Source organism: Lishizhenia tianjinensis, from assembly GCF_900116425.1.
Lineage (GTDB): Bacteria > Bacteroidota > Bacteroidia > Flavobacteriales_D > Crocinitomicaceae > Lishizhenia > Lishizhenia tianjinensis.
On record NZ_FPAS01000002.1, the window covers coordinates 254,136 to 269,241 of the forward strand.

Annotated in this window: 12 protein-coding genes; 8 read left to right on the forward strand and 4 right to left on the reverse strand. The window is 37.1% G+C overall.

Annotation, left to right across the window (positions count from 1 at the left end):
* Window positions 1-43: 43 nt before the first annotated feature.
* The 4 genes from BM327_RS07815 to BM327_RS07830 all read right to left on the reverse strand — a co-directional run bounded on the left by BM327_RS07815 (window position 44) and on the right by BM327_RS07830 (window position 6,127).
* On the reverse strand, window positions 44-2,989 hold the full coding sequence (locus BM327_RS07815; RefSeq protein ID WP_090247961.1) for a sensor histidine kinase: 2,946 nt from the start codon (window positions 2,987-2,989) through the stop codon (window positions 44-46).
* A complete protein-coding gene (locus BM327_RS07820) occupies window positions 2,989-3,771 on the reverse strand; it encodes a LytR/AlgR family response regulator transcription factor (RefSeq protein ID WP_090247964.1) in 783 nt (260 codons plus the stop codon). Before BM327_RS07820 ends, BM327_RS07815 begins: the two co-directional genes overlap by 1 nt.
* Window positions 3,772-4,049: 278 nt before the next feature.
* Window positions 4,050-4,832, reverse strand: coding sequence for an alpha/beta fold hydrolase (locus tag BM327_RS07825; RefSeq protein ID WP_090247966.1), 783 nt, complete (start codon window positions 4,830-4,832; stop codon window positions 4,050-4,052).
* Between the two features lie 2 nt (window positions 4,833-4,834).
* Window positions 4,835-6,127 (reverse strand): aminopeptidase P family protein, encoded by a 1,293-nt coding sequence (locus BM327_RS07830; RefSeq protein WP_090247969.1) that lies wholly within the window; start codon window positions 6,125-6,127, stop codon window positions 4,835-4,837.
* Window positions 6,128-6,240: 113 nt separating this feature from the next.
* On the opposite strand from BM327_RS07830, the gene BM327_RS07835 reads away from it, so the two are divergent.
* The 8 genes from BM327_RS07835 (at window position 6,241) to BM327_RS07870 (ending at window position 15,027) form a co-directional block, all read left to right on the forward strand.
* Complete coding sequence (locus tag BM327_RS07835) at window positions 6,241-6,558, forward strand: hypothetical protein (protein WP_090247971.1); 318 nt, start codon at window positions 6,241-6,243, stop codon at window positions 6,556-6,558.
* Complete coding sequence (locus tag BM327_RS07840) at window positions 6,558-6,845, forward strand: hypothetical protein (RefSeq protein ID WP_090247974.1); 288 nt, start codon at window positions 6,558-6,560, stop codon at window positions 6,843-6,845. The genes BM327_RS07835 and BM327_RS07840 overlap by 1 nt, the downstream gene beginning before the upstream one ends.
* An 84-nt stretch (window positions 6,846-6,929) precedes the next feature.
* Complete coding sequence (locus BM327_RS07845) at window positions 6,930-7,565, forward strand: hypothetical protein (protein ID WP_139230300.1); 636 nt, start codon at window positions 6,930-6,932, stop codon at window positions 7,563-7,565.
* An 81-nt stretch (window positions 7,566-7,646) separates the two neighbouring features.
* Window positions 7,647-8,345, forward strand: a complete 699-nt coding sequence (locus BM327_RS07850) for a CTP synthase (RefSeq protein ID WP_139230301.1) — start codon at window positions 7,647-7,649, stop codon at window positions 8,343-8,345.
* 111 nt (window positions 8,346-8,456) lie between these two features.
* Entirely contained in the window at window positions 8,457-9,074 is a 618-nt protein-coding gene (locus tag BM327_RS07855) for a TetR/AcrR family transcriptional regulator (RefSeq protein WP_090247980.1), read from the forward strand.
* Complete coding sequence (locus BM327_RS07860) at window positions 9,067-10,401, forward strand: TolC family protein (protein ID WP_090247982.1); 1,335 nt, start codon at window positions 9,067-9,069, stop codon at window positions 10,399-10,401. Before BM327_RS07855 ends, BM327_RS07860 begins: the two co-directional genes overlap by 8 nt.
* Window positions 10,402-10,427: 26 nt before the next feature.
* Window positions 10,428-11,555 carry an efflux RND transporter periplasmic adaptor subunit gene (locus BM327_RS07865; protein WP_090247984.1) on the forward strand — a complete coding sequence of 376 codons (1,128 nt, stop codon included), beginning with the start codon at window positions 10,428-10,430 and terminating at the stop codon, window positions 11,553-11,555.
* Window positions 11,556-11,559: 4 nt separating this feature from the next.
* Window positions 11,560-15,027 carry an efflux RND transporter permease subunit gene (locus BM327_RS07870; RefSeq protein WP_090247987.1) on the forward strand — a complete coding sequence of 1,156 codons (3,468 nt, stop codon included), beginning with the start codon at window positions 11,560-11,562 and terminating at the stop codon, window positions 15,025-15,027.
* The last annotated feature ends 79 nt before the right edge of the window (window positions 15,028-15,106 follow it).

The window sequence follows — 15,106 nt, forward strand, 5'->3', positions numbered from 1 at the left end:
TTTACAGTCCTTTGATAAGAAAACTTGAATCAAATATACAATCTTAATCCGGAACCGACAAATTATTGTTATCAATTCTTATCCAAACGCTAGTTCCTTTGATTGTACCGTCATTTTCGTTGATTTGCTGTGGTCCTTTTAATTCTATATTTCTTTCCGTCAACTTTTTAAGGATTTCAATTCGCTTAGAGGTTATCTCCATTCCATGAGAATTATGATCTCCATCAAAACTCACTTTATTTACTTTGCTAACATCTATACCAACACCATTATCGAAAATTTCTACCACAAAACTAGTTTCCTGTTTTTTTATACTTACGTGTATATGTCCTTGATCATCGTGTCTGGGCAATACTCCATGAATAATACTGTTTTCAACAAAGGGTTGTAGCAGCATGGCCGGAACATCTATAGATTCTAAATCAATTCCTTCTTCAATTTCTATGCTGTAATCAAATTTATCGGTGAAACGCATGCGCTCTAAATCCATGTATAGCTTTAGCCTTTCCATTTCATCAGCAAGCTTTACTAAACCGTTCTTTTCATGCGAACTATCTAAGTTTTTACGAATCAATTTTGCAAACCTGGTAAGAAACCTATTGGCACTTAGTTTATCGTTGGCATTGATGTAGTACTGTATAGAGTTTAAGGAGTTGAAAATGAAATGGCGGTTCATACTTGCGTTAAGAGATTGTTGCTCTAAACGCGCCAATTTTGTTCGTGATTCTAATTGTTCCTCATATTGTTTTCGTGCAATTTTTTTCTTAATGCGCACATTGTTGGCGTACAATATGGCAAGCACTATAGAAATGAGTATCAAAATGATGGTAGTAATGAACCACGTTGTGAAATAGTAGGGTTTTAAAATTTTAAATTGAAAAGATTTTACCTCGCTTTCTTGTCCATTGATGCTTTTAGCTTTGATCAGTAAGGTGTATTCTCCAAAATTTAAGTTGGGAAAAGTAATGGTTGATGCGGCATCCAAAGGCGTCCATTTTAAAGAGTCTTCCGATACTAATTGATAAGCAAATTCTACGCCCTTTGGGTTGGAGTAAAACAGCCCGTCTAGTTTAATATTAATGCCATTGAGTTTGTACGGTAACTCTAAATTAACAGGTAGGCCTAAAGGGGTAAGAGAATCACAATATTGCGTAATGTCCTTGTCTGTTTTTGTCAATTTAATTTCACTGATTTGTACCACAGGGCGCGCTTGAGTGAAAACAGCATCCTCCTTGTTTAAATCGAGTTTCATTAAACCACTTGCAGTTCCAAACCAGAGTTGCTTTTTACTGTCCACATAAACCGCATTAATGTTGGCTTCCAAATCAATAAGTCCTTCGTTTAAGCCATAGTGCTTGATTTCATGTGAGTAGATGTTGTACCTGTATAACCCGTTGTTTGTACCTATGTAAATGTAGTGTTTGTAAGCTTCGATGAAGAAAGTGAAACTGGCTCCTTTGTTCTTATCGAGTTCTATTTCCAATAAGGAGTCGCCTTGAAGTAGGAACAAGCCTTGTTCTGCACCTAGCCAAATATCGTTGTTGTCGTCTTTGCGTATGGAGGTGAAGGAATAATCCTCTTTGCGCAAAATTTCATGGGCCACCTTTCCCTGAATATTGTAAAGGCTCTTTTTTCCTAAGACATAGATATCATCTCCAATTTGGGTAAATCCTTTTACATTCAGGTTGTTTTCAATCAGGGATGAATCAATATATACACTGTCGTTTACAATCCTAGAAAAACCATCCTTACCACCCGCTAAAACGGTAGAGTTATCGGCCAGTAAATACAGAGCAGTAATCTTAGCACTGGGCAATTGATTGTTGCCGTAGTATCGCTTCCAAAAATCTTCCGATTTATCGTGCCAATAAACACCTTTATTTGTGCCGAAGAAGATATCACCGTTCTCACGTTCAACAGATGACCAAACAAATCCATCACCTATGGGAAGAAAGGATGTTGTGGTATCGTCTATCCAATGGGTGAGCTCGGCGTCAAAGGTGGAGAAGAAATATTCACCACTTTTTGTTTCTAAAATAGAGAGTATTAAGTCGGAGGAGAGGCGCTCGTTCTTTTTAAAATAGGTAAAGGCCTCACCCGAGAATCGGAGCAATCCCTTCCCACTGCTTCCCAGCCAAAGGTTGTCTTCCCTGTCTATGTATACGGCATTAATATCAGGTGTTTCGAGTCCGTTTTTTTCCGTGAATTTTATACTTTGCTCCGTAGTTAAATTGATTTGTGTTACCCCCGAAGGTGAGTAGCACCACAACTTATTGTTTTTAAAAAGTACACCCCTAAATTTGATGTTGGAGCTGTAAATGCTTTTTAAATCGGAATTCTTGTATTGGTAAATGTGACCGTTGTAGGCCGATAGATACAGCGTGTTTTGACTCTTAGAAATTCCTGTAAAAGAAATTTTTGTATCGTAGATAAGCGTATCTAGATTTTCATCCTTTTGGAGTGAAAAAAGTCCTCTACGAGCCGCTAAATACAATTCATCTTCTAAAACAATAAGGTCTCTAATATACTGTGGACCTTTGTCTATTTTTTGAATTTGAAAATCTACAATCTTAAATAGACCTCCACCATTTGTGGCTACATAAATTTGTTGGTTGAATTTCTGTATGGAAGTAACCTTGGATGTTTTTGCATCCTGGGGTAGGGAGAGTTGTATGAATTTTCTGTTTACTCCTATGCTTATACCTCCTTCATGACCAACATAGAGTTTATCATCTATGAACTCTATAAAAGAGATTCTGTTGTTAAATAAACCATTGTCTGAGGTATAGGTCTCGAACTTAATACCGTTGAATTTTGCCAATCCACCAAAGGTTCCTACCCAAATATATCCATCTTTATCTTGGGTGATGTCAAAAACCTGGGATTGAGGTAGTCCCTCAGAAGCACTGTACTTTAAGTAACTGTAGTTCTGTGCAAGGGTGGTTAAGGTGAAACTACAACAGAGAAGAAGAAAACAGAGGTATTTCATTAATGTTTCCCTTTCAATAATTTTAAGAAAGCTGAGACTCTGTTTCGGGCCACGGGTAAATGTTTACCGTCTTTTAATACTGCTGTATGACCGTCTTCATTTAAATATTCTACCAACTCATTTAAATTGATGATGTAAGACTTATGTACCCTGTAGAATTTGTCTGGATTCAAGATCTCCTCGTAAATCTTTAATGTACGTGTGTCTAAATATCTTTTCCCGTTGGTGAAGTAAATGGTTGTACAGTTTCCACTCGCTTCTAAGTAAGAAATGGTATCGTCTTCTACTATTTTTAAGCCTTTGGTATGACTAATAGCCAGTCTGTTATTGAATTGATTTGAGTGTATTTGATTGGATAGATTTTTAATCGTGTCGTAGTAAGTGTCCATACCCTCTGGAGTCGACTTATAAAGTTTTGCAGACTCAGCTACTTTTTCAACGGCGCTACGTAAATCGTCAATATCTATAGGCTTTAACAAATAATGAATAGCATTGGCTTGGAAAGCGCGTATCGCGAAATCTTTAAAGGCAGTAACGAAAACAACTAAGAAGTCTCTATTTTCTATTTCTTCCAGAAGTTCAAAGCCCTCAGAACCGCTAGGCATTCTAATGTCTAAGAAAAGTACATCGGGTTTAAGCTCTTCTATTTTTTCTTTGGCTTCTGCTTTGTTGGCAGCTTCGCCTAAAACTTCTATTTCCGGACAAAATTCCTCGAGTAACATTACGAGGTTTTTTCTGGCCATATCTTCGTCGTCTACAATTAAAGCTTTGAGTTTTGTCATAGTTTGATTTTATGTACTAAAGATAATTTTTTTTCCTAAAAAGCTTCATTTTCACCACTAATACTGAGGATTTACCGTTTACATGAAAATCTTCACTTTTAAATCAACCGATTCATCTGCTAACAAGTTTCCACAAAATTAAACCTGCCTTATTCCTTAATTTGCACAGTGTTAGCGATACGCTTACAAAAACTATAAACGCTGTTAAAACTTAAAATTATGAAGACAACATTACGCTCTAACCCTATTAAGATCTGGATATTTAACGACAACGGGAATTAATCTTCCCGTTTTTTTATGTCTAAAAATACTGTCTCCAAACATTCTAAAACTTCATCTGGAGTTTCTATGAAAGGCATGTGGGCTGTATCAGGGATACTTAGGTACATTCCATTTACCTCCTTACACCAATCCTGTAAAGCACGGTGTTGAATCAAAACATCGTCTTCTCCATCAACACAATAAATGTTCGCTTTTTTAGCTTCCTCTAACAAGGTTGTTGCATAGTTTTCTCTGTTGCGCATGGCCAAAGTAGTATGCTGTATGGCTTCCGTTGGCAATTTCTCTGCATCGTCTATTAGGCTACGAATTTCAATATCATGATTCGAAGGGTACATAAACAATCCAGGTATAGCCTGTTGTAGAAAGCTGCGTTTTTTTGTGTTGAGCAATTCTACCAAACGCAACCTGTTTTCTTTTCTAAAGGGTGTGTCTTCAAACGGGTGACTGTTCAACAAACAAATTGAAGCGGGTGGAATTGAACTCTTTAAAAGCTCTAAACCTATGTAGCCGCCCAAACTGTGACCAAGCACAGCATATTTTGTTAGGCCTAAACTTTGAATTAGCTTAGCAACCGGTTGAGCAATAGATTGCATGTCATCTGTTAATGGATGCTCGGCCGACTTTCCATGTCCGGGCAAATCGATACTAATAAATTGGAAGCCCTCAAAACTCTGCCTGATTTCCTTCCACATGGTTTCGTCTTCTAGGAAACCGTGCAACAAAAGAACAGGATAACCGTTGCCAGTTATCCTGTAATATAAACCGTTATGTGCTAACATAATTAGTCGTTCATTATAGATTCTATTTCTTCAATCTCAATTGGAATGTCTCCCATTAAGTTCAATGGAGCTTGACCTTCTCTCACTACTAGGTCATCTTCTAAACGAATACCAATATTCTCATTCGGAATGTAAATACCAGGCTCACAAGTAAAGACCATATTTTCTTGAATAGGCTCAGTCCACAAACCTAAATCGTGCGTATCTAAACCAATGAAGTGAGAAGTACCGTGCATGAAGTATTTCTTGTAGGCTGGCCAATCTGGGTTTTCGTTTTTCACATCTGTTTGATCTAACAATCCAAGACCTAACAATTCAGATGTCATTAATTTACCAACTTCTTGGTGGTATTCTCCTAACATGGTTCCAGGAACTAACAATTGCTCTGAAGCTTTCTTCACACGTAAAACTGCATTGTACACATCTTTTTGTCTGTCTGTAAACCTTCCGTTAACTGGGAAAGTACGCGTGAGATCTGAACAGTAGTTGGCGTATTCAGCACCGAAGTCCATCAAAATCAAATCACCGTCTTTACACTCTTTGTTGTTTTCAATGTAGTGTAAAACGCAAGCGCTTTTTCCAGAAGCAATAATTGGTGTGTAGGCAAAACCTTTCGAACGACTTCTTAAGAACTCGTGCATGATTTCTGCTTCCAATTCGTATTCCATTACACCTGGCTTCAATGCTTTTAAAACTCTATGAACACCAGCTTTAGTGATGTCACACGCTCTTTGCATCAAATCCAATTCTATAGGGTGCTTCACACTTCTAATTCTGTGCATGATAGGTGCACTTTTTCTTACTTGGTGAGCAGGGAATTGAGCCACAACTTTTTTATTGAAACGCTTTTCATGTGTCTCAACTTCTGTTTTTGCTCTGGTGTGTTCGTTGGTGTTTAAGTAAATTGTATCTGCCTCAGCCATCATTTGCTTGAAGATAGTTTCAAACTCATGACGCCAGTAAACCGTTGTAATTCCAGAGGTTTCGAAAGCAGCTTCTTTCGTCAATTTCTCTCCCTCCCAAACGGCGATGTGGTCGTTGGTTTCAGTTAAGAATAATACTTCTCTAAATTTTTCTGTCTTTGCATTTGGGAAAATTACAAGGATACTATCCTCTTGGTCTACCCCTGAAAGGTGGAAAATATCTCCCGATTGTTTAAATGGTAATGTGCTGTCTGCTCCTGTAGGAAATACATCATTAGAAGTAAATACCGCTAAAGCATTTCCTTCCATATGTTGTATAAATCTTTTTCTGTTTGAAATGAAAAGTTCTTTGTCAATTCTATCGTACTTCATTGTTGTGTTTTTAAGAAAGCTCGAAGATAATAAATTGTAGGAGAATTTGTGTCCGTAAATACTTTACGATCTACTATTTCATATTTGTATCATAAACTTAAAAACGGCACAAAATGAGAGCAGTATTTCAACATGTAAAAGTAAACTACATTTTAATTGAAGACGGTGATAAGGAAGCAACAGTTGACGCTATCATCCTGCAAAATGGGGAAGAGGTGGAAACTAAATTCTTTATGAGTCTATCTGATTTAAATGTAATGTTCAATAAGTTTCAAACATTGGGAGTAGAAATTTCTTTGAGCGAAAATTTCCAAGCTTACGAAACAGATAATGGCTTTTTGTACACACTTGACATGAAAAAATACGGTTGGGAAGACGTTTGTGTGGAGGAATTAAGTTTTGATCACAGCATAAGACAAATACGCGCATAATGAAAATAATAACGAAAGTAGAAGATTTAAGTAGGTCTGAGATGATTTACATTTACCACCGTATTAGTGTGGGAAAGAGTTTGGATTTAATAGAAGTTGAAAATAATCCTTCGAAGTTCCTAGTGATGTATAAAGGCTTTAATTTAGGGTATGTATTATTGCCTTCTAGCTTGAATTTAATGGAACAGCAACTTAAAAAATTGAAGGCAAAAGTGAGTCATTTCACCAAGAAAAAATTTTTACCTATTCAAGGCTTAGATATAGAATTGAGTTATAATGAATGCTAAGTGATGGGTTTTGTTTCATCTTAAGCAACCTTTCTTATATTTATCCGTACTTTTAGTAAATCGATATTTAGAAAATTAAGAAAAATGAAATACGCATCACTTATTCTATCCCTATCTGCTTTAATGATAATTACTTCTTGTGCAAAGCCAGAAATTATTCCTGCACCGAGCAATGACATTGAGTATAGAGCTCACTTTAAAGGTTTGGTAAACGGAGCTGAAGTTGAATTTACAGAGCACGTGGAGGATTTCTTTTGTGAAACTGAAAAATATGTGGATACCATTCCAGGTATACCGAATAGTGACAGCTCTTTCTGTATTTACTACTCTCAAATCAAATCTGAGCAACAAACTATAAAACAAAGTATAGGTATAGGTTTAGGATGGTTAGAGTTTAACCCAACGATTACTTCAACGCCAGCATTAAATCAATTCAAAGAATTTTTTGAAGAAAGTTCAACTTATGATTTTGTGACTTTGGCAGAAGAGGGTGCACAAGTGGTGTATATAGATGAGACAGGGAAAGTTTGGACTTCTGGTGACGGAGGTGCTGGAGAGACTTTCGAAATAGTAGAAATGGAACAAGTTTCTGATGATACTGGAGATTATTTAATCTTCACAGCGAACTTCACTTGTCAGCTCTATTTCTATGATGCCAATGGAAATCCATCAAGTATAACGATACAAGACGCTGTCTACGAGGGAGTCTTTAAACGTTAAGATGATTATAAGTTTATATTAAAAACGACTGTTTCTTTCGAATCAGTCGTTTTTTTTTTAAATTACATTGAAATTAGACGTATGAGCAGGCAACTAAAAATAGCAATCATAGGTGATTTTAACTTTACGTTTAATTCACATCATGCGACGAATATGGCCATAGAGCATTCTGAGCGCTTGTTAGAGTTAGAGGTAAGTTATTACTGGATTAGAATCAAAGAAGCTTCTGAAATGAAAAAGAACGCTTTTTACGATTTTGATGGAATCTGGTTTGCACCTGGGGATAGCGAATCCATTTTTTATGTAACCAATATCTTACATACTGTGGTTCAACTAGAAATTCCCGTATTAATAACTGGAGAGGCATTTAAGTCATTTATAGATTTACTCATAGCCAGTTACAACCTCAACCCGAACAAAGAAAAGTTGATTTCTGAAAACTTAGTAGATGGTGATAAGTTTGAACCCATAGAAGTCTATCCCGTTTCTCCTCAACTTCAAAAGTTATATGCCGCCCATACCCGTCAAGAATTAAGTTCATCACGTTATAGCCTTTATCCTAGTCTTATTAATTACCTCAAAGATGAAGTTATTGATATAGAAGCCCTCAATCAATTTGAAGAACCTGAAATCATTTCTTTGAAGAATCATAACTTCTGTGTAGCCTCTATGTTTTGTCCGCAAATATGTAGTACACGAGAAATGCCCCACCCACTCATTACCGCCTTCTTTAATATCTCCCACCAGTTAAACGAAAAAGTTCAGCCAAAAATCGGATAGTATAAGTCCGTTAAACCGAACATTTTACCGTTAGTAGAAAAATATGCATGCAAAGGAAACTTTTTTCGTGTAAAAAGTTTCTAGTGTAATTTATGTGTGTACATTTGCAGCATGGAAGAGAAAAAATTAGAATTGATAGAACAGATTTCTAAGGTTTTCATGCATTACGGTATCAAAAGTGTAACCATGGATGACTTGGCCAACCGGTTGGGTATCTCTAAGAAAACACTCTATGTTCATTTTAAAGATAAAAAGGACATGGTGCGACAAATGGTTATTGCGAAAACTCAGCGAGACGCCGCGTTTTGTATGACAGCTAAAGAAGAGTCTGAAAATGCAATTGCGGCCTTCCTTACCATTACCTCATACGTATTAAAGAAAATTAGAGAAGTACACCCTTCTGTGTTTTTTGATATGCAGAAGTATCATAACGATGCTTGGCAAATATTGGAAGAACACAGGGTGGTTTTCATTCAACAATTATTGAAAGATAATATGGTGAGAGGAATGAAAGAAGGTATTTATCGGGATGATCTGAACCTAGAGATTATGCCGCGTTTGTTTATTGGTAGGTTCGATAGAGCTTTTGACCCCAAAACTTTTCCCCCAACTGAATTTAGTTTCGAGGAGGTTTTTAATGAAATGCTCATTTTCCACCTGCGTGGTTTAGCAAACGAAAAAGGACTTAAATATTTACAAGAACGATTAAATAAAGAAGTAAATGATTAAACAAGTAACATCTGTTGCCCTTTTGTTTATCGCTGGTTTCTTACAAGCTCAAGAAGAAAAGTCGAGCTTTAGTTTGTACGAAGCACAGAGCTATGCATTGGAGCACGCAGAAGCAGTTAAAAATGCTCAATTGGACATTGAAGCAGCCAACCAAAAAGTGGTTGAAACACGAGCTATTGGGTTACCGCAAGTGAACATGGAAGCTGGCTTCCAGAATTTTTTGAATTTACCCGTACAGGTAGTGGATGGAGCATTCATTGGTCAACCCGGAACTACAGTTTCTTTTAGGGCTGGTACGGAGTATAATGCTTCGGCTGGACTCTCTGTGAATCAGTTAATATTTGACGGTAGCTATATCGTAGGTTTACAAGTGAGTAGGTTGTACAAGGATTTTTCCGTTGCAGCTGCTGAAGTTTCTGAAGAAGAAGTGTTGTACAATGTTACCAATGCCTACCAAATGGCCTTGATAGCGCAGAAAAACTTAGGATTCGTAGATTCTTTGGTTGATGCAACCCAGAAGTTGTTTGACCAACAGAAGAATTACTACGAGCTGGGCATGATGCAAAAGGAAGATTTGGATCAGTTAGAGTTTTCTTTATTGAATGCAAAAACAAGTTTTGAAAATGCGCAAAATCAAATGAAAACGTCTATGGATTTGTTAAAAATGACTATGGCTTTTCCTTTGGATCAGAACATTGAATTAACCGATGATTTAAGCGTTTTGGTAAATCAAAGTTTCGCTTTGTCGGCAGATTTGGGAAGTATAGAAAACAACTTGAACTTACAAATGTTGGAGCGCCAGAAAACATTGAATGAGTACAATGTGAAAAACATGAAGGCCGCTAACTTGCCAAGTTTTGGAGCGTTTTTCAACCAACAATACAATGCTTATACCAATGAGTTCGATCTTTTTGCTAGTGATCAACCTTATTACGGACAAACAGTATGGGGATTAAAATTAACCATTCCTGTTTTCTCAAGTGGGTCGCGTTCGGCAAAAACAAAACAAGCCATTATAGAAGTAAAAAAGGCTGAAAATGAAATCGACCAATTAAAACGCCAATTGGAATTCCAAGAAATGAAGTTGCGCAATGATTTTTACAACGCTAAACGCATGTTGGAATTGCAAGAGAAAAATGTACAGTTGGCAAAAAGTATTTACGAAAACGCCTTGGCAAAAAAGGAGATAGGTGAAGGTAATAGCATCATCGTTTCACAAAAATACAGTCAGTTAATCAACGCACAAACACAATATGTTTCGGCTTTGGTGAACGTTCTAAACGCACGTTTGGAGATAGACAAACTTTACCACAAAATAGTTAAATAAGAAAATTACATAAGTAAGATATAGAAATGAAAAAGTTCAATTTTTTAGTAGTAGCTGTATTGGGAGTGGCGGTTGCTGCTTGTAATTCACCTATGGGTTCTTTAGATAAGTTAAAGAAAGAAAAGGCAGAATTAAAAGATAAAATTAAAGAGCTAGACGATAAGATTGCAGCCCTAGATACGGTTAAAGAATATGTTTATCCTTTGGTTGAATTTGGTGCAGCACGTACAGATAAATACGTTCATAAAATTTCAGTACAAGGAGCTGTAGAAACAGATAAAGATGCCTTGATTAATGCTGAAACTGGAGGTGTTATCCAAAGAATTTTAGTGAAAGAGGGACAAAGAGTGTCAAAAGGTCAAACTTTGGTAACCTTGGATGCTGAGATCCTAAGTAGCTCTATCAACGAAGTAAAAACATCTTTGTCTTTTGCAGAGTACATGTTAGACAAGCAGAAGCAATTGATGGAAAGAGGAGTTGGAAGTGAATTCGAATTGAAGCAAGCGGAAAATCAAGTAAACTCACTTCGTTCTAAATTAGAAACCTTGAGTGCGCAACGTAAACAAGCAAGTGTAACGGCTCCGTTTAGTGGTGTTGTGGATAGAATTTTCCCGAAAGAAGGTGAGATTGCAGGACCACAATCACCTTTAGTTCGATTGGTGAACAATAGTGAAGTTCGCATTACAGCAGATATTTCTGAAAGTCACTTAACTGCTGTGAACATCGGAACTCCTATAGAAGTTTATGTTCCTACCTTAAAGGATACCTTCAATATGGAAGTAACGGCAAAAGCAAATTACATCGAACCTACAAACAGAACCTTTAGAATTCAATCATCTTTAAAGGGTAACAAACAGTTATTACCGAATATGGTAGCTGAATTACACATTACAGATATGATTCTTGACTCTGTAATGGTGGTACCTACACAGTCTATCTTGAAAACACAACAAAACGAATCATTCTTGTACGTGGCCAACCATGAAGGAAGTGAAACCTACAATGTAAGACGTGTTTATTTAGAAGTAATCAGTGCTTTCCAAGGAGAAAGTGCTATTCGCATACTTTCAGGTGAATTAAAAGACGGTGATGTTGTTGTGGCTAAAGGAGCAAGAGGAATTACTGAAAAAGACTTGGTAAAAGAAAAGAAATAGGAAAATGGAAGATAAAAAATTTAAAGTTTTTGGATTGTCTTCTTGGGCGGTAAACAACCGTAAAACCGTTTTCCTTATTATGATGATCATCATCATCGGGGGAATGGGAGCGTACACATCTATGCCCAAAGAAAACTTTCCAGAATTACAGATACCTGAGATTTATGTGGGAATAGCCAAACCTGGTTCTTCTCCGGCATATATGTCAGAAAAAATTGCTGAAGCCATAGAAAAAGAAGTGGCTGGTATTAAGTATTTAGATGAAATGAACTCCAACTCTATACATGGGTATACCACCTTGAGTATAAAGTTCGACTTCAAAATGGAAGCTTCAGATGCCCTTACAAAAGTGAAGGATGCCATTGATAAAGCCAGATCTAAAACCGATTTCCCAGAATTGCCAGTAGAGCCAAATGTCTTTGAATTAGACCCGGCTCAGATGCCAATTATGAACATCAACTTACGTGGAGACAATCCTGTGTTGTTGAAAGAAACAGCGGAGATTTTGGAAGATATGATAGAAGATCTTCCAGAAATCAATGAGGTAGATATTCGTGGGGTTCAAGAGCAAGAAATGCGTATAGAAGTGGATCGTTTAAAGGCCGAAGCGGTAAACGTAACGCTAGACGATATTGAAAGAGCGGTTTCTTCTGAACACCAAATTATATCAGGTGGTGAAATCTTGATGGATGGATGGAGAAAAACATTGCGTATAGACGGAGAATTTGATAATGCAGAACAGTTGGCCGACATCATTGTGAAACAAGATGAGTTAATGCCTGTGCACCTGAGGGATGTTGCTGAAGTTTACTTTGGTAATGCAGATACAACCTCTTATGCAAGAGAATTTGGTGTGCCTGTAGTAATGTTGGATGTTAAAAAACAGGCGGGAGAAAACTTGTTAGATGCATCTGAGAAAATTGAAAAAATCTTAGCAGACTGTAAAGCAGATAAAACAATATCTCCAAGTATTGCTGTTTCAATTGCTAACGACCAATCGGATAAAACAAGAGATATGGTTTCTAACCTAGAAAACTCTATCATCTTCGGTATCTTGTTGGTAGTTATCGTATTGTTATTCTTCTTAGGTGGTAGAAATGCAATGTTCGTAGGGGTGGCTATTCCACTTTCTATGTTCATGTCCTTCCTTATACTTTCTGCCATGGGGGTTACCCTGAACGTAATGGTGTTATTCTCTTTAGTGCTTGCACTGGGTATGTTGGTTGATAACGGTATTGTGGTTGTAGAAAACGTTTACCGTTTCATCGATGAAGAAAAAATGGATCCTTTCAAAGCTGCTATTTACGGTGTAGGTGAGGTAGCTTGGCCTATTATTGCATCAACAGCAACCACTTTGGCAGCCTTTATTCCTTTGGCAATTTGGCCAGGTATCATGGGAGAATTTATGAAGTACTTACCGATTACTTTAATGATCGTATTAGGTTCTTCTTTATTCGTAGCCTTAGTGATTAACCCTGTGCTTACCGCACTTTATATGAAAGTGGAAGAAGAAAAACCAAACCGTAAAAAAGCATTGATTACTGCTGCAATATTCATTGTGTTAGGTATGCTTTCTATTTTTGGAGGAGCAATTGCCTTTGGTAATATATTAGCCTTGGTAGGTATAGTTATCTTGGTAAATATGTTCTTTTTTGTTCCAGGAACGAAAACCTTCCAAGAGAAATTTTTACCGCGTTTAGAAAGAATGTATAAACGATTTTTGGAGTTTGCCTTACGAGGAAAAAATCCGATTTGGTTTATTGCTGGTACCATTATGCTTTTAGTAGTTTCATTAGGTTTAGTTCAAGCTTTTCAACCAAAAGTGGTATTCTTCCCAGAAAACCAACCGAGTATGGTGCACGTGTATGTGAGTCACCCAATTGGTACGGATATTAAAGTAACCAACAGCACGGTAAGAGAGGTGGAAGCGCGCGTAAATACTTTATTACAACCTTACTTTGCAGATACGGCTGGTGTTCCAAAAGATGAGCAAATTATTCAGTCAATCATTACTCAGGTAGGAGAAGGGGCTACCAACCCTCGTGATATGTCAAGTATGGGAGCTACGCCGCACAAAGGAAAAGTTACTGTGAGTTTCGCGGAATTCCAATATAGAGATACAGTGGCTACATCTAACATCTTGAAATTAATTCAAGAAGGAATGAAGGGACAGTTTACGGCTGAAATTGAAATCAGTGTAGATAAAAACCAAGATGGTCCGCCAATGGCTCCACCGATTAACATTGAAGTTACAGGTAAAGGAGATTACAAAGATGTTATCATCGAAGCAACGAAAATTAAAAACTTCCTAGACCGTAAAGCGGTAGAGGGTGTGGATAAATTGAAGTTGAATGTAGATGCTACGCGACCAGAGATTCCTATTGTTGTGGATAGAGATAAGGTGAGAAAACTAAACTCTTCAACAACGGCAGTAGGTATGGCTATACGTAAAGCCTTGTTAGGTCAGGATATCTCAACCTATACCAAGGATGAAGAGACCTACGATATCGTTGTTCGTTTCAAGAAGGAAGACAGAGACAATTTAGATGCCTTGTTGGATCAGAAATTAATTTTTAGAAACAACAAAGGACAAATACTTAGAATTCCTATTCGAAGCCTAATTGAAGATCCAGAGGAAAATATTTCTTACACGGCTGTGGTTCGTAAAGATCAAGTTCCTATGGTTGTTATTTCTTCGAACGCGGCCGAAGGTTACAATGGTAACGAGGTAGTAGAAGAGTTGAAAGGACACATGGGTGAATACTTAGAGGAAGGTATGTTGGCCTCAGGTGTTGAATTCAAATTTACAGGTCAGCAAGATGAGCAAGCAGAAGAATTAGCCTTCTTGTCGAAAGCCTTGTTAATTGCTGTATTCTTAATCTTATTGATTATCGTAACGCAGTTTAACTCTTTCTCAACGCCAGCAATTATCTTGTTTGCGGTAGTACTTTCATTAATTGGGGTATTCCTTGGATTGGTAATTAGTGGTATGGACTTCGTAATTATCATGACCATGATTGGTATTATTGCGCTAGCAGGAGTTGTAGTAAATAATGCCATTGTATTGATAGACTACACCAACTTGCTTCGTGTGGAAAGACGTGAAGAATTAGGATTGACAGAATACGAACAATTGCCTTACAGTGAAGTTGTAAAAGCAACCGTTCGTGGTGGTGAAACAAGGTTGAGACCTGTATTGTTAACGGCAATCACAACCGTTTTAGGTTTGGTTCCTTTAGCTATTGGTTTAAATATAGATTTCGTTGGGTTGATTAACAATTACGATCCGAATATCTTTATTGGAGGTGATAACAACATTATGTTTGCTCCAATGAGTTGGACGATTATTTTTGGATTGACCTTCGCTACTTTCTTAACCTTGATTATTGTACCTGCCATGTACTTGGTATTCTACAAATTCAAGTTGTGGATTTACAAAATCTTCAAATGGAAAATGAGAAGTAATATCTAAAGCAATCAAAAGATATCAAGCCCCTGCCCTTAGGTAGGGGCTTTTTTTACGAATAATTTACAGTTGCACACGGAAAATT